We start from the raw sequence: 20,968 nt of genomic DNA, 5'->3' as shown, positions 1-20,968 counted from the left end.
CCTGTTATGAGCACGGTGGTCATCCTCTGCGACCATGCCCACCCCAGCGGCGGGCTGGCGAAGGTCGCCATCGCGAGCGCCGTCGGGTTGGCCGGGCGCGGCCACCGGGTCAAATTCTTCACCGCCGTGCCGCCTGTCGATCCGGCCCTGCTGACCGACGGCATCACCGTGCATTGCCTGGAACAGGCCGACCTGAAGGGCAATGCCGACCGTGTGCAGGCAGCGCTGCGGGGACTCTGGAACCGCGAAGCGGCGCGTGCCCTGGAGAGCCTGCTTGCCGGCTGCCCGGCCAACGACACGGTGATCCATATCCATGGCTGGGCCAAGGCGCTGTCGCCCAGCGTCTTCCCGGTCTGCCGCAAATCCGGCCTGCCGGTGCTTCTGACCCTGCACGATTATTTCCCGCTCTGCCCCAACGGCGCCTTCTTCGTCTTTCCCGAAGGCGTCAACTGTCCGCACCGGGCGCTGTCCGCCGGCTGTCTCGCCACCGACTGCGATGCCCGTGCCCTGCATCACAAATGGTGGCGGGCGGCCCGCCATGCGGCAGGGGCGCTGGCCGGCGGCTTCACCGGGGGCATGGCGCTGGTGACGCTCAGCGACCGCCAGCGCGCGGTGATCGCCCCCCATCTGCCGCCCGGCACCATGACCTTGCCGATTCCGAACCCGGTCGAGGTGCCGGACGAGATCAGGGATCGCGGTCCGGCTGCGGTCGCCGGCAACCGCCACATGCTGTTCGTCGGCCGCCTGTCGCGCGAGAAGGGCGCCGCCCTGCTGGCCGAAGCGGCGGCTGAGGCCGGCTGCCCGGTGCGCTTCATCGGCGACGGCGACGAGATGGAGACGGTCCGCCGGCTGAACCCGGAGGCGGAGCTTGCCGGCTGGCTGCCGCCCGATGGAGTGCTTGAGGAGGTGCGGGGCGCGCGCGCCCTGGTGGTTCCGTCGCTGTGGTACGAGACTTTCGGCCTCGCCGCCTATGAAGCGCTGGCGAATGGCGTCCCTGTCATCGTCAGCGACAATTGTGCGGCGGCGGAGGCGGTCCTGTCCGGCGAGAACGGTTTTCTGTTCCGCAGCGGCGACACCGCCGACCTCGCACGCTGCCTGAAGCTGTTCTCCCACGATGCGGAGGTGACGCGGATGGGCCGCAACGCCTACGACCGCTATTGGCAAGCACCCTTTACGCTGGATCGCCATCTCGACCGGGTGGAGGAGGTCTATCGCGCCGCCCTCAGCGGCGGGCTCCAGCGACCGGCTCGGGTTCGCGCACCATGAATGACCGAACCGGCAGCCGCATCGGCAGGCGCGCGCTGCTGGCCGCGGCCCTGGCACTGCCGGCTGCCGCATCCGCCGCCGTCACTGCCGAAGCGGCGCCGGACAAGCCATCGCGCCCATCGCCCAGCCCCCAGCCCGACCCGCCGCCGCGGAACGGCCCGGCCCTGTCGATCCGCGACCGTGGCGCCATCGGCGACGGACGCAGCCACCCCCTGTCGGAACGCTACAAGACCCTGGAGGCGGCGCGGCACGTCCATCCGCATGCCCGTTCCCTGGACCAGGAATGCGATTGGGCCGCCCTGCAAGGTGCTGTCCTGGAACTGTCGCGCACCGGCCAGGGCGGGACGGTGCTGGTGCCGCCGGGCCAGTACCGGCTGGACGGCGAGATCGTCCTCCCCAACCTCGACCGCTACGACGATGCCTTCAACGAGGTCGAGATCGTCGGCGCCGGCATGCGGTCCTCGCTGCTGTCCTGGCCGGAGGATCTGGGGCCGGGCCGTTTCGCCATCCGTGCCGGCAGCCGGCAGGCCGCCCGCGACGACAACAAGGGCTATCAGCGCAGCCGCATCGCGCATCTCAGCCTGCGCGGGCCGAAGCCCGGCAACCGGCCGGGCGATGCGCCGCCGGGCATGGGAGGGGTGGCCCTGACCTCCCGCTTCCTGCTGGAACGGGTCGGGATTTACGGCTTCCGCGCCGGGGTGGATGTCTGGCGCGACCACTCCTCGCTGATCTCCTGCCAGTTGACCAAGAACCACATCGGTGCCTACTGGTCGGCGGGAACCGACAGCTTCGGCGATCATCTGTTCCTCGACACCGATCTCGCCGGCAACACGCTGGCATCCATCGCCGTGGCGCCGGAAAACGGCATCGATCATGCCAGCTTCCTCTCCTGCCATTTCGGCTTCTCGCCCTACGCAATCCTGGCGGAGGACGGGGCGCCGAAGCGGACATTCCTGTCCAACAACAAGTTCCTCGACTGCGCCTTCGAGGCCTGCGGCAACGGCTGGATCCAGGGGCCGATGGCGGAGATGTACGGCAACGTCCTGATCGGCTGCAGCGGCTCTCTGCTGCCCGACTATCGTCTGGCCGGGCGTCCGGTCACCGGGTTGATCGTGGTGCGGTCGCTGGAGCGCAACCGGTTCACCGGCGGCAGCGCCAGCTTCGGCGACGGCACCAACGACCGCGCCGCCGACATCGAGACCGCGGCCGTGGTGGCATCCTCGGCCGTCGGCAACCGGTTCGAGGATGCGGAACGGCTGATCCGCCTCGGCCGCGACGGGTTCGCTCCGGCTCTCAGCATCTCCGGCACCTGCCGGGCCAACCGGTTCGAGGCGGTGGACTGCTCGGGCGAGTTCCGCAAGGCCGGGGCCGGCGGCGTCGATGCCGGCAATCTGGTGCAGCGCGATTACGACCGGGTGCGCCGGTTGGAGCAAGACCGCCCGGCCGACGGCGTCGCCCTGACCTCCGCTCCAGCCGGCGGCGTCGTGCCGGTCGCCACCAGCGGCACCGCACCGGTCGGCAAGACCCGTGCCGCCATCCGCATGGGCAGCCTGCTGCGCCCTGCCGGCGGCGTTCCTCAGCGGGTCGACTCCTCTGCCAGCCCCGCGGTTGCGGTGGGTGTGGCCGTGGCGGACGCCCCGGCGGGAAGCGACAGCGTGATGATGGATTTGCGGCTGGGAGTGCGCTGACGGCACCCGGTCAGGAGGCCGATCCGGCCAACAGTCCCCGGCCCTCAACCGCTCGCCCCGAGAATCCCGGCTCCTCCAGCAGGTCGGCATACTGCCCGGCCGTCACCGACCAGTCCTGGCTCTCGGCGATGCGGCGCCCGGCCTCGCCCATGCGGCGGCGGAGCGCCGGGTCGGCCGCCAGACTGCGCATCGCCTGCACCAGCTCGGCATGGCCGTCCGGGCGATCCAGCACGATGGCCGCTCCGTCTTCCAGCAGCCGGCCGGCACCGGCCAGACGCGTGGTGACGACCGGCAACCCGCTCGCCGCCGCTTCCAGCAGGACGAGGCCGAAGGGCTCGTAGCGGGTCGGGAAAACGAACAGGTCGGCCGCCCGCATCAGCGCCGCCACATCGCGCCGATGGCCGAGGAAGCGGACCCGTTCCTCCACCCCCAACGCCCGCGCCAGCGCCGGAAATGGGCCGCCCCGTTCGTCACCGACCACCGCCAGCGCCAGATCCGGCACCTCGGCCAGCGCGTGCAACACGCCGTCCAGATTCTTGCGGTCGCTGCGGGCATCGCCGACGAACAGCGCCACCGGCCGGCCGGGCGGCAGGCCGAACAGCGCCGGGTCCGGCGTTCCGGGATGGAATTCTTCGACATCGACGCCATTGTCGATCACGCTCAGCCGCCCAGCCGCGATGCCGTCCCGGCGCAACTCGTCCGCCACGGTGCGCGACACCGCCACCAGCCGGCCGGCACGGCGGAAGCTCCAGCGCTCGAACCCGACATTCAGCAGCGTGTAGAGCGCCCGGTAGAGCGACAGGGGCGAGACGCCCTTGCGGATCGGATGGGTGGGGGAGCGCATCCAGGCGGAATGGACGAAGTGCACCGCATTCACGTCCGACCGCGCCCAGCTGACGAAGCCGTTCACCACCACCCTGTCTATCCCTGGCAGGTCGTTTCCTGATTGGTCTTTCCCCTGTCGCCTTTCCCGCGCCAGCGCCCGGCTGGCCCGCCATGCGAACAGCTGGTCCTTTGCCAGTTGCGTCGGCACCCCTCCGCCGTCGATGCGGACCCAGCGCAGGCGCGGATGGCACGCCAGTTCGTCCGCCAGTTCCGACGCGATGGCGACGACCTCGTGCCCGCGGCGAAGCAGTTCGTCGACCACGACCGCGTTCACGCGGCCCTGGCCGTCATGGCGGACGATCTTCTGCGTAACGACGGCGATGCGCAGGGATTCGGTGCGCATGGGGAAATCTCCTGCCCTGCCTGATCTGCGGTATCGGCGACGGTTCGTGCCGCAGTGGACCATGGAGGCGGAGCGGACACCAAACAAACGAAAGATACGATCTCCACACAACAGGCTTAAGACTGCCGATGTCGGATTCAGTCTTTCAGTGTCTAAAGCATTCGCGGACTCAAAATCGATTTTTTTGGAAGAGTCAAAGATGAGTCAGAGTCATGTCCCAAGATTGACTCTCTCAATTACATAAACTTTCGTGCGACTACTCCTAACGAGAAGGGTAATCCGACCGATACGGGTAATCCCGTTTTGGAAGATCTTAATATCCGATTAACAGGAGTCGTGCCGATGTCGTCCACCGAGTCCAATCTCATCGATGTCACCTTTGCGATAGACGCTTGGGGACAGGCTGCCGGCGGCATCTGGCCGCATCTGGCGCTCAAACTCGATGGTGCGACCATCGGTCAGGCGACGGTGAACAGCAGCACCGCGGGCCGTTACACGATCACCGCCAAGGTCGCCGCCGGCAGTGCGCACAACCTCCAGCTCGTCTATGACAATGACGGGGTGGTCGGCGGCGCCGACCGCAACCTGTTCGTCCGCGCCGTGGCGGTGAACGGCACTTCGATTGCCGTCACCGACCCGTCGGTCACCTATGACAAGGGTGCGGTCGACGGGAAGGACGTGGTGAAGGGGCAGGAAGGTCTCTATTGGGGCGGCGCCTTGAACATGCCGTTGCCCACCTCGCTGTTCCCCGTCCCCGCGGCGACCGATGCCGCCGAGGCAGTGGTCGCGACCCCGGCAGCGACCAAGTCCTACAGCGTGGTCGTCAACGCCTGGGGCACCAGTGCCGGCGGCGTGCCGCCGCACTTCAAGCTTCTGGTCGACGGCAAAATGGTGGGCGACGCCAAGGTGGCCGCCACCAGCCAGACCGCCTACAAGTTCACGGTCGATCTCGATCCGGCCCTGGCGCACAAGGTCCAGGTCCAGTACGACAACGACGCCGTCGTCAACGGCCAGGACCGCAGCCTCTATGTCGGCTCCGTCGTGGTGAACGGCCACAGCGTCGCCTCGACCGCCGCCGGCGTCACCTATGACCGCGGCGCGCTGGACGGCAAGGACGTCATCGCCGGCCAGCAGGGTCTGTGGTGGAACGGCACGCTCAGCATTCCCGTCAGCAAGGACATGCTGGCCAGCGGCACGACCACCACCCCCACGGTGCCGACCACCCCCACCACTCCGACGGCTCCGGCCGCCACGCTGCCGAAGAACGACCACAGCGCCAGCGCCGGGGTCAGCAGCGAGCGGCCGCCGCTGATGTCGGACGTGTCGACCATCTCCTGGGGCGCCGACCGCGGGCTGGCGCCGCAGCACCTGTTCTGGGAATCGGTGCCCGATTACGCCAACGCCGCCCATCTGAAGGAAACCCGCGACGTCGCCGCCGGCCATCTGGCCGACGGGGTGATGCCGCTGATCGGCTTGCAGCTGTGGGAGGACACCTTCGAGTTCTCGCAGAACGGCGGCGAGTTCGCCAATCTGGGCGGTCACAAGGCGTGGGTGTCGTGGGTCAAGGCCCATTCACAGTATCTGGGACGTGACGGCGACGGCAATGTCCTGAACTCCGACAGCAGCAACCCCTATGGCTGGGGCTATGTCAGCCCGCTGATGCCGCTGGACGCCAAGGACGCACCGGCCGGCTGGACCGGCGGCACCGCCCATTATGCCGACTGGATGGCCGACAAGCTGGGCCGCCTGTCCGCCCTGACCGGCACCCGTGGGTACGAACTGGCCGACTTCTTCGACGGCAGCCCGCATTCCGGCGTGATGGACTTCTTCAACTCGCGCATGATTGCGGAATTCAGCAGCAAGACCGGCATCAAGGTGGCCGGCAGCACGCTGGCGCAGCAGGCGCAGGACATCGTCGACAACCACCCGACACAGTGGCTGGATTATTTCGTCGACGGCTGGGCCTATGGCTGGAAGGCGCTGGACGACGCCATCGTGAAGAACACCGGCAAGGCCGCCTGGCTGACCACCCAGGTGTCCTTCACCCCGGCGGCGATGCGCGAATTCGCCGGCGTCGATGCCCGCGTGATCGCCGACAAAATGAACGAGAAGGACATCCTGTTCAACGTGCAGACCCTCGAACGCTTCGAGATGCAGCACAAGCAGGCCCCGGCCTCCTACGAGCAGGCGATGCTGGGCATCCATGCCGCCCGCGCGCCGGACGCCCATTTCGGCCACATGATGTCCTCGTCGGAGGACGATTACTGGGGCGCGGTGAACAGCCTCTACACCGGCGTCACCGGCACGGTCCGCGACGAGCTGGGTTGGGGCCGGCTGGAGCAGACCTGGCTGCAAAGCGGCTGGACCATGATCGCCGACGACCAGGGCGGTGTCCGGCGGGCGGCGGAGCAGTGGTCGCGCAGCTATCACGATTGGGGCGAGGTGAAGCAGCCCTGGCTGGACATGCTGCGCGACATCGTGCCGACCCGTCCCTTCGGCCCGGCGCTCTATTACAGCGCCAACGCTGAAAAGGCGATGAATGCGCTGGAGCCGGCCGGCAATTCCATCGGCAATGCCTATCTGGGCGAATTGCTGGAGCCGATCACCAAGCTGCACGACGCCGGTGTGCCCTTCGGCTATTACGTCAGCGACGCCGCCCTGACGTCGATGACCAAGGCCAGCGCGCCCAGCGCCTTCATCATCCCGCAGGCCACATATGAGGGGCACAATCTGTTCAGCGACGCCGAGATCGCGGCACTGAAGGCCAAGGCCCCGGTTCTGATCGGCGACGAGGCGCTGAACTACCACCACCCTCTGACCTTCACCGACAAGGACCCGGATGCCCAGATCACCGGCTACGGCTTCTACGACCAGAAGGACCGGCTGATCGTCGTCGCCTCCGACCGCGTCGATTTCAACGACACCGCTGCACGCAAAGCGGTGGCCACCCATGTGGAATTGCAGCTCGCCAACGGCCATTACACGGTCCAGGACCTGACGCACAATACCACCCAGGGTTTCGACGTGGTGAACGGCGTCGGCGGCTTCGACACCACCATCGCCCGCTGGGACACCGGCGTCTATGCCATCACCCACGACGTGGCGGCATAAGGCAGCGGCCAAGACGCAGCTAGCCGGAACGAAAATGGAGCCCCGTCCAGGCGGGGCTCCATTTTCGTTTCCATGGTCAACGAAGATTCTCCTGGCAACCGCTGTTTAAGAGTCTATATTATCGATGGTGAACTGGCGTAGATCGGACAAATGACAAGTCAATCCATCTAATATAAGTTGCTTTGCTATGACGTTTTTCTTCTTAGTATGGCAAAATCGTTTGACTCATTTCCCTTCGGACCCGCCACGATTGGCGATATCCCTTGGAGCACCCACTGTCTTTGTCGGGTAATCATCTCTATCCGGGCACACGAGGATGGTTTATTACTGCTGTCCGTCTGACAAGGGACTCCGCCCTGACAGGGTGATTCTCACCCCCACTGAGCCTGGAACAATTCCAAAAGTGCAGCAGACAATGCCGTGAGTGCCGGATCATAGTTTGATCTAAATTCGAACGGGCGAGCACGACACCAGCGATACAACGTGCATCGTCCATCGGAATTGCGGCATTGCGCGGCCAAGCGCGGCGGCATCGGAGACTGCGGAGGCAACGGTCCGAACGGGGGGCCGAAGGTCGGACGCCGGGCATAAGAATCCGGCTAACCTGAATTGCCACGCACCGGTACCGCCGACGTCCAAGCACAGCGTCCAGGGGGGAAAAGCCTGCCTTCCGGCCGCGCAATGCCGTCCACCATTTCGTCTATTCCTGGGGGAGACGGACATGTCCGATCGCATTCGTGTGATTGTTCACAACCAAAGCCGATTGCTGCGCGAATCCATCCTGAACATTCTGGATGACTGCTTCGAAGTCATCGACCCGCAAAGCCGGCTTGTAACTGGACTTTCACCCAAGACGATGTGGAACGGCAGAACGAACGGCGCCGCCGACCGCTATTCCGACGGGTTCTCCGCCAGGGGGGCTGTGGCCACGCTGGAGGCGCCGCCTGGAAACGGCTCCGGAAACGGCAATCCCGACCGATCCGCCGACATCGTGCTGTTCGATCTGGCCTCGCTGAAGACCGACGCCTGGAACTTCCGCAGCTGGTACGGCGAGCAGGCCAAGCTTGCGATGATCGCCGACGAATTTTCCGCCCACCACATGAGGATGGCCCTGCGCTTCGGCGTGCGCGGCTATCTCCTGAACCGGATGGCGCCGGCCGCCTTCGTACTGTCCCTGCGCCTGATCCATGCCGGCGAGCCGGTGGTGCCGGAGGAATGCTTCGATTACTTCTCTCCCACCGCACTGCGCCGCGGTGGCGAGGATGGGGCGATGGCCCAGCATGAAACCGAATTGCTGGGTTATCCCGGGCTCTATCCGCGTCATGCCCGCATCCTGAAACTGATCATGGACGGATGCAGCAACAAGGAAATCGCGCGCGAGATGCTGATGACCGAAGATCTCGTGAAGCTTCATGTCCGCCACATCATGCAGACCATCAACGTCCGCAACCGCACCCAGGCCGCCCTCTGGGCCGCCCAGAGCGGCATCATCCAGGAGATGGAGTATTTCCTGGAGCGGACGGCGCCGTAAGCCGGGGTGTCCCCCTCTCCCAGCGGGAGAGGGGGACAGGCATCAGGCCGGAACCACGCTGTTGCCGAGGAAGGCTTCGAACTGGTCGATCGGCAGCGGCCGGCTGATCAGATAGCCCTGGATGCGGGTGCAGCGCTGCTGGCGCAGCATGTCGGCCTGCTCCTGCGTTTCCACCCCCTCGGCGATGGTGTCGAAGCCCAGGCTCTCGGCAAGATTGACGATGGTGCCGACGATGGCCGGGTCGGTGGTCGACTTCACGATGTCGCGGACGAAGCTGCGGTCGATCTTCAGCGTGTCGATGGGGAAGCGCTTCAGATAGGCCAGCGAGGAATAGCCGGTGCCGAAATCGTCGATGGACAGGCGGACGCCGATGTCCTTCAACCCGTTGAGGATCGTCACCGCCTTCTCGATGTCGCCGATCATCGCACCTTCGGTCAGTTCCAGCTCCAGCCGGTCGGCCGGGATGCCGGCCGATTCAACCACGCTGCGCACGAAACCGACGAGGCGGGCGTCCTGGAACTGGCGCGGCGACAGGTTCACAGACACCGAGGGGATCGGCAGGTCGCGCCGGATCCAGTCGGCCAGCCGTCGGCAGGATTCGATCAGGGTCCAGGCGCCGATTTCCCAGATCAGGCCGGTTTCCTCGGCAAGCGGGATGAACTCCGCCGGGCTGACCACGCCGCGGACCGGGTGACGCCAGCGGATCAGCGCTTCCGCCCCGATGGTGCGGTTGCCGACCAGATCGATCTTGGGCTGGAAGTGCAGTTCGAACTCGTCACCGCCGCTGGCGCGGCGCAGGTCGCTCTCCAGCCCCAGCGTGAAGCCCGACCGCTCGCGCATCCCGCTGTCGTAGAAGACGTATTTGTGCTCAGGGTTGCGCTTGGCATGGTACATCGCCAGATCGGCGTTGCGCAGAAGCTGGTCCGCCGTCTCGCCGTCGTCGGGATAGAAGGCGATGCCGATGGACGCGCCGCAGAAAAGCTCCTGATTGTGGACGCTGAACGGCTCCGACATCGAATAGAGCACCTTCTCGACCAGCCGGGCTCCGGCGGAGCGGTCGGCGGCGTCGGGCGCCACGATCAGGAATTCGTCCCCGCCCAGCCGGCCGACGGTATCGGTCATGCGGGTGCAGTTGCGCAGGCGCCGGGCCACCAGCTTCAGCAGTTCGTCGCCGGCATGGTGGCCCAGCGTGTCGTTCACCTGCTTGAAGCGGTTGAGGTCGAGAAAGGCGACGGCGACCTTGCTCTTCGTCCGCTGGGCGCGGACGATGGCCTCTTCCAGCCTTTCGCAGACCAGCCAGCGGTTGGGCAGGTCGGTCAGCCGGTCGAAGCTGGCCTGATAGCGGATCTGGTGTTCCTGCGACTTGCGCTGGCTGATGTCGGCGATGGTCAGGACGTAATGTTCCAGAACGCCATTCGGCGCGCGGACCGAGGTCACCGACAAGGCGGCGGCGAAGGCGTCGCCGGAATGGCGGAAGCTGGTGACCTCCCCCTGCCAGCGGCCGGCCTGGCGCGCCGTGGTCCAGATGGCGTCGACGAATTCCCGTTCGTGCGAGCCGGGGGCGAAGAGCACCAAAGGCTTGCGGAGCAGTTCCTCCCGTTGGAAGCCGGTCATTATCTCGTAGGCCGGGTTGATCGCCTGGACGGTCAGTTCGGGATCGACGATCAGGATGCCGTCGGCGACGCTGTCGAACACGGTGGCGAGCAGCCGGATTTTCTCCTCATGCTGCTTGCGCTCGGTGATGTCCTGGACGGTGCCTTCGTAATAGCGGATGCGGCCGGCGGCGTCGCGCACGCAGCGCGCACTTTCCGAAATCCAGATGATGGAGCCGTCGCGGCGGAAGACGCGCGCCTCGAAGCTGAGGACGCGGTCCTGGCGGGCCATCAGGTCGGCGAAAGCCTCACGCTTGCCCGGATCGACATAGAGTTGGCAGGCGATGTCGGTGAGGTTGGCGATCAAATCCTCGGGCGAAGCATAGCCGTAGATATCGGCAAGCGCCGGATTGACCCGCAGGTAACGGCCGTCGACGGTGGTCTGATAGATGCCTTCGACAGCATTCTCGAAGATGCTGCGGTACTGCTCTTCAGTGTCGTGACTCATAGTACGCGCCTCATCCGACGCCGATCCCGAACCGCCTGGAAACAACATAGGCCTGCAACTCAAACAACGATTGTGGAACTGCCATCTTTCCGCAATGCGGCAAAGTAGACGCCGGTTCGATGAAGCCCGTCAAGCGACATCGCCTGTACTGTCTCATAGTACGAAGGGAAAATATAACAAAAAGGTAACCGTTCCTGACCATTACCGGCACATCCGACCCGAACCATTGCTCAGAGCATTGATTTGCAACGATAGTTTGACGAGCTTCGGTTAAAATCCTGAAAGACTTCTCCGCTATGGCCCTCGCTGCAACGGCCGTTCGCTTGTCAGATACCATAATCGTTCTTGTACAAATGACTGATTTTTATTCAGCATTGCCCTGTCTTTGAGCAGTACAGGATTTTCTTTGCGTTGCACCCTCGTCGCAGCGGTCGAAATGCCGCTGCTTTGCTGTATTCCAGCGTTTGGCACATCCCGTGCAAAGTGCCTTCCCGATCAAGCCAACGGCGGTTTGACCAGCGCGGACCCAATGACTGCGGCCCGCACCCAAATCACACGCAATGCGTCCTTTCTCCTCCCGCCCCGCACCGGACCGGTGCCGCGCGGATCGCACCGGACGCTGCCGTGCCGTTTCTTCAGCGCTTGTTCCAAGGGGACTTGTCATGTCGTATCTCGTGCCCTCCGAGTTCGTCACCAAAATGGTGGACGCCGGCGAATCCAAGATTTTCATGTCCACCCGCGACACGATCATCCGCGCCTACATGGCCGGGGCGATCCTGGCGCTGGCGGCGGTCTTCGCCGTCACGGTCACGGTCCAGACAGGGTTCCCGATCATCGGCGCCATCCTGTTCCCCGTCGGCTTCTGCATGCTGTATCTGCTGGGCTTCGACCTGCTGACCGGGGTGTTCGTGCTCACCCCGCTGGCGCTGATCGACAAGCGGCCGGGCGTCACCATCGGCGGCGTGCTGCGCAACTGGGGGCTGGTGTTCGTCGGCAATTTCCTGGGCGCGCTGACGGTGGCGGTGATGATGGCCGTGGTCTTCACCTATGGCTTCTCCACCCCGCCGGACAAGGTCGGCACCGTCATTTCCCACATCGGCGAGAATCGGACGCTGGGCTATGCGCAGTATGGCGCGGCAGGAATGCTGACCATCTTCCTGCGCGGCATGCTGTGCAACTGGATGGTCTCCACCGGCGTCGTCGGCGCCATGATCTCCACCTCGGTCAGCGGCAAGGTGATCGCCATGTGGATGCCGATCATGCTGTTCTTCGGCATGACCTTCGAACATTCGGTGGTGAACATGTTCCTGTTCCCGTCGGCGATGCTGATGGGCGGCAACTTCTCGGTCATGGACTACATGATCTGGAACGAGCTGCCGACGGTGCTGGGCAACCTGATCGGCGGCCTCGCCTTCACCGGCCTGACGCTCTACGCCACCCATGTCCGCACGGCACCCAAGCGCCGCCTGCCGCAGCCCCACCTGCAGCCGGCCGAATAAGCCACCCTGCCCATCCGTCCGCTCTCCCCGGTCCACCCTGGATCGGGGAGAGCGGAGTTTTCCTTGAGCGGGGCCGGTATCGTGAAAGAGCTGCGGATCTCCATCGGCCAGTGGTCCGACAAGGGGCGCAAGGAGACCAATCAGGACTTCCATGGAGCGTTGATCCCGGTGGCGCCGCTGCTGGGCATGAAGGGCATCGCGGTGGCGCTGGCCGACGGCATCAGCACCAGCCTGGTCAGCCACATCGCCAGCGAATCCGTGGTGAAGAGCTTCCTGACCGACTATTACTGCACGCCGGAAAGCTGGTCGGTCAGGACGGCGGCGCAGCGGGTTCTGGCGGCGACCAATTCCTGGCTGCACGCCCAGAACCGGCGCAGCGAGTACCGCTACGATCAGGATCGCGGCTATGCCTGCACGCTGAGCGCGCTGGTGCTGAAATCGGCCACCGCACACCTGTTCCACGTCGGCGATTCCCGCATCTACCGAATTGCCGGCCGGTCGCTGGAGCAGTTGACCGACGACCACCGCGTGGTGGTGTCATCGGAGGTCAGCTATCTCGGCCGGGCGATGGGCGTCGTTCCGCATGTCGAGATCGACTGCCGAGAGTTGCCGGTGGAACCCGGCGACGTCTTTCTGCTGGCGACCGACGGCGTCTATGAACATGTCGATGCCGAATTTTTAATCAGCACAATCGACAGGCACCCGGACGACCTCGACCGCGCGGCCCGATTCGCGGTGGAAGAGGCATTGCGGCGCGGCAGCACCGACAACCTGACCCTCCAGATCGTCCGAATCGATGCGGTTCCCGACGCCGATGCCGGCGACCTGTTCCACCGGCTGTCCGATCTGCCCCTGCCGCCCCTGCTGGAGCCGAGGACGGAGTTCGAGGGCTACCGCATTCTTCGGGAGTTGCATGCCAGCAGCCGCAGCCACGTCTATCTGGCCCAGGACGGTGCGGGCGGCTCAGGGGTGGGCCCGGCGATGGCCCCGGCGGTGGCCCCGGCTGTGGCGCTGAAGGTGCCGGCCATCGACCGGCGCGACGACCGCGCCCACCTCCGCCGCTTCCTGATGGAGGAGTGGATCGCCCGCCGGCTCAACAGCCCCCATGTGCTGAAGCCGCCGCCGCAAACCCGGCCGCGCCGCCACCTCTATGTCGTCACCGAGTATATCGAGGGGCAGACGCTGACCCAGTGGATGCGCGACCACCCCGCCCCCGACCTGCCCGCCGTGCGCGCCATCGTCGAGCAGATCGGCAAGGGGTTGCAGGCCTTCCACCGGCTGGAGATGCTGCATCAGGATCTGCGGCCCGACAATGTGATGATCGACGGCACCGGAACGGTGAAGATCGTCGATTTCGGATCGGTTCTGGTCCCCGGCATCCTGGAGACCATGCCCGACGCCGACCGCGGCGAGATTCTGGGCACGCTGCAATACACCGCGCCTGAATATCTGTTGGGGGAAGGCGGAACGCCGGCGTCGGACCTCTATGCGCTGGGGGTCATCGCCTATCAGATGCTGACCGGCAGCCTGCCCTACGGCGCCGATGCGGCGACGGCCACCACGCGGGCGCGCCAGCGCAAGCTGGTCTACCGCACCGCCCTGGACGACCGGCGGGCGGTTCCCGCCTGGATCGACGGGGTGCTGCGCAGGGCGGTCCACCCGGACCCGGCCAAGCGCTATCAAGAACTGTCGGAGTTCCTGTACGACCTGCGCCATCCGCGCAAGCAGGCGGCGGGCATGCGGCGCCGGCCGCTGATCGAGCGCAACCCGCTGGCCTTCTGGCAGGGGCTGTCGGCGCTGCTGGCATTGGCCGTGCTGATCCTGCTGGCCGGCCGGGTCTGACCGCGGCCTGCCAGCAGGAAGAACGGGCTGTCAGTGCCCGTGGGCGACCTTGGCACCGTCCTTCAGCTTGAACAGGCGCGAGCAATAGGGGCATTCGACCTGCCCTTCGCGATCCAGCGTCAAATAGACCAGCGGATGGCCCAGCGCGCCGCCGCCGCCGTCGCATCCGACGGTCGAGGTTTCAACAAGGATCGTCTCGGTCGGCTGCATAGCAGTCATCCTCTGTTTTGACAGGCGCGCCGGTTCACGCCATCGTGGACACGCCCGCTGTCCGGGCCCCCGATCAGGGTTCCGCGCGCGCGGGCCGGATGATACCCATCGCGCGCCGCGGATCAACGGGGGAAACCACCGGACGCCGGGGCTTTTTCGCAAACCGCAAACATCATGGTTCAGGATCAATGGCCGCGCCAACCGATACCCCCACGCCCGTCTCGCTCCCGGCCAACGCGGTCGAGCTGCGCGGCCTGACCAAGATCTACCAGCCGACCGGCAAAGCCGGGCCGAAGCACGCGCTGAAAGGCATCGACCTCGTCATTCCGCGCGGGTCTCTGTTCGGACTGCTCGGCCCCAACGGCGCCGGCAAATCGACGATGATCAACATCCTCGCCGGGCTGGTGAACAAGACCGGCGGCACCGCCACCATCTGGGGGCATGAGGTGGCCGACCATCCGCGCCGCGCCCGCGCCTCTATCGGCGTGGTGCCGCAGGAACTGAACATGGACCCCTTCTTCACCCCGCGCGAGATGCTGGAGCTTCAGGCCGGCCTCTATGGCGTGCCGAAGAGGGAGCGCCGGACGGACGAACTGCTGGAGGCCGTCGGGCTGGCCGACAAGGCCGACGCCCACGCCCGTTCGCTGTCGGGCGGCATGAAGCGCCGGCTGATGGTGGCGAAGGCGATGGTCCACACCCCGCCGGTGCTGATCCTGGACGAGCCGACCGCCGGCGTCGATGTCGAGCTGCGCCGCCAGCTGTGGGACTATGTGCGCACGCTGAACAAGTCCGGCACCACCGTCCTGCTGACCACCCATTACCTGCAGGAGGCGGAGGAGCTGTGCGACACCATCGCCATCATCAACCATGGCGAGGTGGTGGCGTGCGAGCCGAAGACCACCCTGCTGCGCCGGGTCGACAACAAGGCGCTGTGCCTGACCCTGGAGCGCGACCTGACCGCCGCCCCGCCCTCGCTTGAAGGCTATACGGTGGAGCTGCCGGAACCGCGGCGGCTGGTCGTCCGCTATCAGCCGAGCCGCCAGCGGGCCGGCGCCATCCTGTCCGCTCTGGCGGCATCGGGAATTGGGATCGTCGATGTCACGACCGAAGAGTCGGATCTTGAGGATATATTCCTCCAACTGACGGGTGGTGCTCACAGCGACACAGGGGTAATCCATGCGGCATAGCGGAATGGCGGCTGTTCTCGGGTTGGGGCTTCTGCTTGGCGGCTGTGCCGCGGATTTCCAACCGATGGGGATGGCCGTCGTCCAGCCGCAGCTGAACGACAAGGTGCTGATCGCCGCCGACGGCTTCGAGCTGCCCATGCGCTCCTGGCTGCCGGCCGACGGCAAGGTGCGGGCCGCGGTGGTGGCCCTGCACGGCTACAACGACTATTCCAATGCCTTCGACGGTGCCGGCCGCGACTTCGCGACTGCCGGCATCGCCACCTACGCCTATGACCAGCGCGGTTTCGGCGCCACCCGTGAACGCGGCGTGTGGGCCGGCACCCCCACGCTGGTCAGCGACGCCCGCACCGCGGTGGCGATGGTGCACAAGCGCCATCCCGGCGTGCCGGTCTATCTGATGGGCGAAAGCATGGGCGGCGCGGTGGTGCTGAGCGCGATGACCGGCCCCAACCCGCCCAAGGTCGACGGCACCATCCTGGTCGCCCCCGCCGTCTGGGGGCGGCAGGCGATGGGGTTCTTCCCGCGTGCCGCGCTGTGGATCACCTACAATCTGGTTCCCGGGATGGTGGTGCATCCGCCGAAGGATCTGGACATCCACCCGTCCGACAACATCGAGATGCTGCGGGCTCTCGGCCGCGATCCTCTGGTCATCAAGGGCTCCCGCGTCGATGCGCTGGAAGGGCTGACCGACCTGATGGGGTCAGCGCTCGACGCCTGCCAGCATCTCCAGACGCCCTCGCTGGTGCTTTACGGCGCCCATGAAGAGGTTCTGCCGCCGCGGCCGGTCGAGCGTGCCCTGAAGGATTTCGAATCCGGCGGGCGGCATGTCGTCGCTGTCTATCCCGACGGCTACCACATGCTGCTGCGCGACCTGAAGGGCAAGCTGGTGGTCAACGACGTCATCGCCTGGATCGAAAACCCCAAGGTGCCGCTGGCCAGCGGTGCCGACCGGGCGCCAAGGGCCTTGCTGGCGGCCAAGTAAAAGCCCAGCATATTTTTGTCACAGGCGCCTGCGCGATTGCCGGTGCAACGGATTGTTCTTCATCCATCGTACTCTTTGGCAATGGTGGAGGACTGCCCGGTGAGCAACAACCCCGCTCCCGATTTGCGTCTGTCGCCGGAGGAAGTCCGGGAGATGGCCGCCGAATACAAGCTTTCACCCCTGTGGGTGCGGTTGGCCCTGCTGCTCCGCCCGGCCAACCGCGCGGCGCTTGTGGCTTTCCTGGGCTGGGCCAGCGGATTGCCGCATCCACCTGCCTGAAAGGGGCGGCCGGGGCATGGGATCTTTGCAGCCAAAGGTATAGTACCCGTTAGCACCAAAGCCACTCTGCCCCTTCCCGCGGTTGAGAGCTAATGTACCGCATAAGCGGACACCGTATGTCCCCGTTGGGAGGAACCATGCACAGCGTCGAATCTCAGGTTACCCCGTCCGGCGCCACCCGCGCCGCGGCGACCGCCCAGACGACCATGTCCTCTACCATGGATGTTCAGACCATCGCCGACCGCTACGGCTGGACCACCCCGATGGCCCGCTGGTGGATGGCGTTCGCCGCCTCGTCGGTCGGACCGAAGCCGGATACCATGATCGATTTCCTCGACAAGACCGTCGGCGGTGTGACGATGATCCGCCGGCGCTGATCGGCGCATAGACGGAATTTAAAAAGCGGCCCTGGAGGGCCGCTTTTTTTATTGGGGAATTTCTTCGGCGGCAGAGTTCTTCGGCAGCAGATGTGGGACGGCAGAGTGTATCTGCCGCCGAAATCCCTTCCTCACACCCCCGGCGGCACGATCCGCCAGATCGCCGCCGGGTTGCGGTCGGGATCCAGCCAGACATTCTGGAACTTGCCGATCCAGGTGAAGCGGTGGCCGCTGAACAGGTCCTCCACCTGGACGTGGGCACCGTCGGACAAGCCCAGCTCCCACAGCGGCACCTCGATGGTTCCGCCATGGCCGTTGTACGGATCCAGATTCACTGCGATCAGGATCACGTTGTCCTTCGCCGCCGTCATCTTGCCGTACAGCAGGATGTTGTCGTCGAAGGCGTTGTAGAATTTCAGATTGGTGAACTGCTGCAACGCCGGGTTCTCGGCGCGGATGCGGTTGATGGCGGTGACGTAGTCGCGGATGTTGCCGGGCTTGTTCCAGTCCCAGTGCCGGACCTCGTACTTCTCCGAGTGATTGTACTCCTCCTTGCCGGGATAGGCTTCCGCCTCGCACAGCAGGTAGGGACCGTAGAGACCATAGACGCCGGCCAGCGTCGCCGCCAGAACCGCCCGCATCATGTGCGCCGGACGGCCGCCATGGGTCAGGATCGGCGGCAGGATGTCCGGCGTGTTGGCGAAGAAGTTCGGCCGCATATACTCCCGCGATTCACCCTGCGTCAGCTCGGTCAGGTACTCGGTCAACTCCGCCTTGGTGGTGCGCCAGGTGAAGTAGCTGTAGGACTGGGTGAAACCGACCTTGGCCAGACGCTTCATCAGCTTCGGACGGGTGAAGGCCTCGGCCAGGAACAGGGCGTCGGGATAGCGGTCCTGCACCTCGCGGATCATCCATTCCCAGAAGGGGAAGGGCTTGGTGTGCGGGTTGTCGACACGGAAGATGCGCACACCCTCCTTGCACCACATCAGCACCACGTCGCGCAGCGCGTACCACAGGTCCGGGTAGGACTGGCGGTAGAAGCTGACATTGACGATGTCCTGATACTTCTTCGGCGGGTTCTCGGCATAGCGGATGGTGCCGTCGGGCCGCCAGTAGAACCAGTGCGGATGCTCCTTCACCCAGGGATGGTCGGGCGAGCACTGGACGGCGAAGTCCAGCGCGATCTCGATGCCATGGCGTTTGGCCTCGCGCACCAGCCGGCGGAAGCCGTCGAAGTCGCCGATCATCGGGTCGATGGCGTCGTGACCGCCCTCCTCCGCACCGATGGCATAGGGCACGCCGGGATCGTCGGGGCCGGGGTTCAGCGTGTTGTTCCTGCCCTTGCGGAAGGCGCGGCCGATGGGGTGGATCGGCGGGAAATACAGCACGTCGAAGCCCATGTCGCGCACCATGGGCAGCAGATTGACCACGTCGTCGAAAGTGCCGGGACGCGACGGGTCGGGCGAGGCCGAGCGCGGGAAGATCTCGAACCATGCCGAATAGGCGCCGGCGGTGCGGTCGACATAGACCTCCAACTCACGCACGTAACGCGACTTGTATTGCCGCTCGCCATATTGCTTCATGACGCGGCGCGGTTCGTCCGACAGGGCGTAGTCTATGGCCTCGCGACCCGACAGCGCCTGCATCCGCTCGATCACCGCCTGAAGCGCCGCACGCCCGTCACCATGGTTCAGGTCCAGAGCCTGCTCGACGAAGCGGCGGCCCTCCACCAGCTCAAGATCGACGACCATGCCGGCATCGACCTTCTTCTTGAAGTCGGCGCGCCAGCTTTCCCACACGTCGCGCCAGGCTTCGATGCTGTAGGTGTAGCGGGCGTTGCGGGTCAGCGGCACGCGGCCGACCCAGCGGTCGTTCTCGTGGAAGCGCATCGGCGCTTCGCTCCACCCGTCATCGCCGTCCGCCTTGTACATGACGGACGCCGCAAGCACGAAGGTGCCGTCGGTGTAGATGTCCGCCCACACCTCCATCACATCGCCGACCGCTCGCTTGATGGCGAAGCGGCCGCCGTCCAGTTCCGGGTAGACATTCTCGATGGTCATGCGGCCGGCGGCGATGGAATCCATCCATTCCCGCTCTTCCACATCGTGCAGTTCGATCGCATGGCTGCGGGCGGCGCGGGCTCGGAAGACGCGCAGTTCCATCGGGCGCAGGGTCATCGGCACGCCGGGCTCCACCGGCAGCGGCTCGGCCTCCGGCGTCACATCCTCGAACGCCTCGTAGGTGCCGCCGGTGGCCGCCAGGATCGGACCGACATCCAGCGTGTGCGTCCGGTTCTCGTCCGGGTTCAGCACCAGGATGGCGCAGCCGTCGGGCTGGTCGAGGGCGGCGCCGTCCACCTGCCGGATCAGCCCCAGCACCGGGCTGTGAGGGGAGGTCACGCGGCGCTGCGGCCCCTCGACGTTCAGGGCCGGGGTGGCGGCCTTCATGGCGTTGACGGCGCCGATGAAGCCGGTGAGGTCAAGCTTCGGCTGCTCCCAGTCGGCCGGGCTGCTGCGCACCACGTCCAGCTTGCGGGTGAAGCCATATTCAAAGCCGACCGGCATCAGCACGCCGGTGGAGAAGCTGGCGGCGAACAGGTAATGCATCTTCAGTTGGGCAGCGAGCCGCACGGCGTCCTGGCTGCCGACCTCCGCGGCCAGCCGGTCGGTGTCGTGGCTTTCCGGGAAGGCGATGGACGGCGCGATCCAGCGGAATTCCTCATACTGGTCCAGCAGCCAGTCGGCCTTGAAGTCCCACCATTTGGCGCTGTTGAACAGGAAGTCGAAGCCGGCGCCGCACAGCTCGCGCACCTGCTCCACCGTGCAGCCCAGCGTCTCGGCGAAGAACTTCACCTCCGGGTTCACGGCATGGGCGGCGTCGATCAGGCTCTTCCACACCTCCGCCGGCACCTGATAGGCAGCGTCGCAGCGGAACCCCCGCACGCCAAGCCCGATGTAATGGCGCAGATAGTCGGACCAGTAGCCGATCAGCCCGGCGCGCGAGTCCGCCCGGTCATAGTCGAGCGAGGCGAGGTCGCCCCACACCGTGACATGGGCGGTGTTGTTGGGATCGACCGCACCCGGACGGTGCAGGTCGCCATCCGCACCGCGCTTGTACCAGTCGGGGTGACGCTCGACCAGCAACGCATCGCGCGAGGTGTGGTTGATGACGAAGTCCATCATCACCGACTGTCCATGCGCCGCGGCGTCAGCCGTGAAGCGGCGCAGAAGCTCGTCGTCGCTCTCGTGCGACCCGCCGCGGAGCGCGTCATGCAGCCGGTAGGGGTCCTTGATGGCGTACAGGCTGCCGGAGAATCCGGGCTGGTGGATCGGGTTCAGGAATATCCAGTCGAAACCCATCCCCTGGATCCGCGGCAGGTGCCCGGCCCAATCGCGCACGGGACCGACCAGGGTCGGAAACAGGTTGTAGATGCGCGGTCCGACGATGCTCATGGAACCCCCTTCCTTGGCCCTGCTTCTCCGTTGACAGCCTGCCGCTCCCCGTTGTGGGATCGACCAGGCGGCATCGGTGCTTTTCCCCTCACGGGTGTGCCGGCGCCGACGCGAATGCCGACACCGTGCCCCCGCCGGAAAACCCGCAGGAGCAGTGAAGGTTCCGCCCGCCCTGTTGGCAAGCCGCAACCGAACCCACCAGCACAGGATGCAACG

14 protein-coding genes are annotated in these 20,968 nt (G+C 65.8%); 10 read left to right on the top strand and 4 right to left on the bottom strand.

The window, feature by feature from the left end; translation table 11 throughout:
* Positions 1-6 precede the first annotated feature (6 nt).
* Positions 7-1,266: a glycosyltransferase family 4 protein gene (locus ABNQ40_RS11810; RefSeq protein WP_109049086.1), complete on the top strand. Its 1,260-nt coding sequence runs from the start codon at positions 7-9 to the stop codon at positions 1,264-1,266.
* On the top strand, positions 1,263-2,954 hold the full coding sequence (locus ABNQ40_RS11805) for a hypothetical protein (RefSeq protein WP_109049087.1): 1,692 nt from the start codon (positions 1,263-1,265) through the stop codon (positions 2,952-2,954). The genes ABNQ40_RS11810 and ABNQ40_RS11805 overlap by 4 nt, the downstream gene beginning before the upstream one ends.
* A gap of 10 nt (positions 2,955-2,964) precedes the next feature.
* Here the strand turns inward: ABNQ40_RS11805 and ABNQ40_RS11800 are convergent, their stop codons facing one another.
* Positions 2,965-4,182 (bottom strand): glycosyltransferase family 4 protein, encoded by a 1,218-nt coding sequence (locus ABNQ40_RS11800; protein WP_109049088.1) that lies wholly within the window; start codon positions 4,180-4,182, stop codon positions 2,965-2,967.
* Between the two features lie 342 nt (positions 4,183-4,524).
* On the opposite strand from ABNQ40_RS11800, the gene ABNQ40_RS11795 reads away from it, so the two are divergent.
* Positions 4,525-7,293, top strand: coding sequence for a carbohydrate-binding domain-containing protein (locus tag ABNQ40_RS11795; RefSeq protein ID WP_247879702.1), 2,769 nt, complete (start codon positions 4,525-4,527; stop codon positions 7,291-7,293).
* Positions 7,294-8,014: 721 nt separating this feature from the next.
* Positions 8,015-8,824 (top strand): response regulator transcription factor, encoded by an 810-nt coding sequence (locus ABNQ40_RS11790; RefSeq protein WP_109049090.1) that lies wholly within the window; start codon positions 8,015-8,017, stop codon positions 8,822-8,824.
* 42 nt (positions 8,825-8,866) lie between these two features.
* Here the strand turns inward: ABNQ40_RS11790 and ABNQ40_RS11785 are convergent, their stop codons facing one another.
* Positions 8,867-10,924, bottom strand: a complete 2,058-nt coding sequence (locus tag ABNQ40_RS11785; RefSeq protein ID WP_391346613.1) for an EAL domain-containing protein — start codon at positions 10,922-10,924, stop codon at positions 8,867-8,869.
* Positions 10,925-11,586: 662 nt separating this feature from the next.
* Here ABNQ40_RS11785 and ABNQ40_RS11780 point away from each other — a divergent pair.
* A complete protein-coding gene (locus tag ABNQ40_RS11780; RefSeq protein WP_109049092.1) occupies positions 11,587-12,423 on the top strand; it encodes a formate/nitrite transporter family protein in 837 nt (278 codons plus the stop codon).
* Between the two features lie 63 nt (positions 12,424-12,486).
* Positions 12,487-14,265: a bifunctional protein-serine/threonine kinase/phosphatase gene (locus ABNQ40_RS11775; protein WP_247879703.1), complete on the top strand. Its 1,779-nt coding sequence runs from the start codon at positions 12,487-12,489 to the stop codon at positions 14,263-14,265.
* Positions 14,266-14,295: 30 nt separating this feature from the next.
* Here the strand turns inward: ABNQ40_RS11775 and ABNQ40_RS11770 are convergent, their stop codons facing one another.
* The gene (locus tag ABNQ40_RS11770; RefSeq protein ID WP_109049093.1) at positions 14,296-14,484 is read right to left on the bottom strand and encodes a zinc-finger domain-containing protein; all 189 of its coding nucleotides are present in this window, start codon (positions 14,482-14,484) and stop codon (positions 14,296-14,298) included.
* Positions 14,485-14,663: 179 nt separating this feature from the next.
* On the opposite strand from ABNQ40_RS11770, the gene ABNQ40_RS11765 reads away from it, so the two are divergent.
* From ABNQ40_RS11765 to ABNQ40_RS11750, 4 genes are all read left to right on the top strand, one after another.
* Positions 14,664-15,662, top strand: a complete 999-nt coding sequence (locus ABNQ40_RS11765) for an ABC transporter ATP-binding protein (RefSeq protein ID WP_109049094.1) — start codon at positions 14,664-14,666, stop codon at positions 15,660-15,662.
* A gap of 4 nt (positions 15,663-15,666) precedes the next feature.
* Positions 15,667-16,644 (top strand): alpha/beta hydrolase, encoded by a 978-nt coding sequence (locus tag ABNQ40_RS11760; RefSeq protein ID WP_109049095.1) that lies wholly within the window; start codon positions 15,667-15,669, stop codon positions 16,642-16,644.
* A gap of 99 nt (positions 16,645-16,743) precedes the next feature.
* The gene (locus ABNQ40_RS11755; protein WP_146255431.1) at positions 16,744-16,923 is read left to right on the top strand and encodes a hypothetical protein; all 180 of its coding nucleotides are present in this window, start codon (positions 16,744-16,746) and stop codon (positions 16,921-16,923) included.
* A 137-nt stretch (positions 16,924-17,060) separates the two neighbouring features.
* Positions 17,061-17,300 (top strand): hypothetical protein, encoded by a 240-nt coding sequence (locus ABNQ40_RS11750; protein ID WP_246306903.1) that lies wholly within the window; start codon positions 17,061-17,063, stop codon positions 17,298-17,300.
* 131 nt (positions 17,301-17,431) lie between these two features.
* On the opposite strand, the gene ABNQ40_RS11745 is transcribed toward ABNQ40_RS11750, so the two are convergent.
* Positions 17,432-20,752, bottom strand: a complete 3,321-nt coding sequence (locus ABNQ40_RS11745) for a maltotransferase domain-containing protein (RefSeq protein ID WP_109049098.1) — start codon at positions 20,750-20,752, stop codon at positions 17,432-17,434.
* Positions 20,753-20,968: the final 216 nt, after the last annotated feature.

Source organism: Azospirillum sp. A23 (assembly GCF_042938965.1).
Classification (GTDB): Bacteria; Pseudomonadota; Alphaproteobacteria; order Azospirillales; family Azospirillaceae; genus Azospirillum; species Azospirillum melinis.
This window is presented reverse-complemented; position numbering and strand designations above follow the sequence as displayed.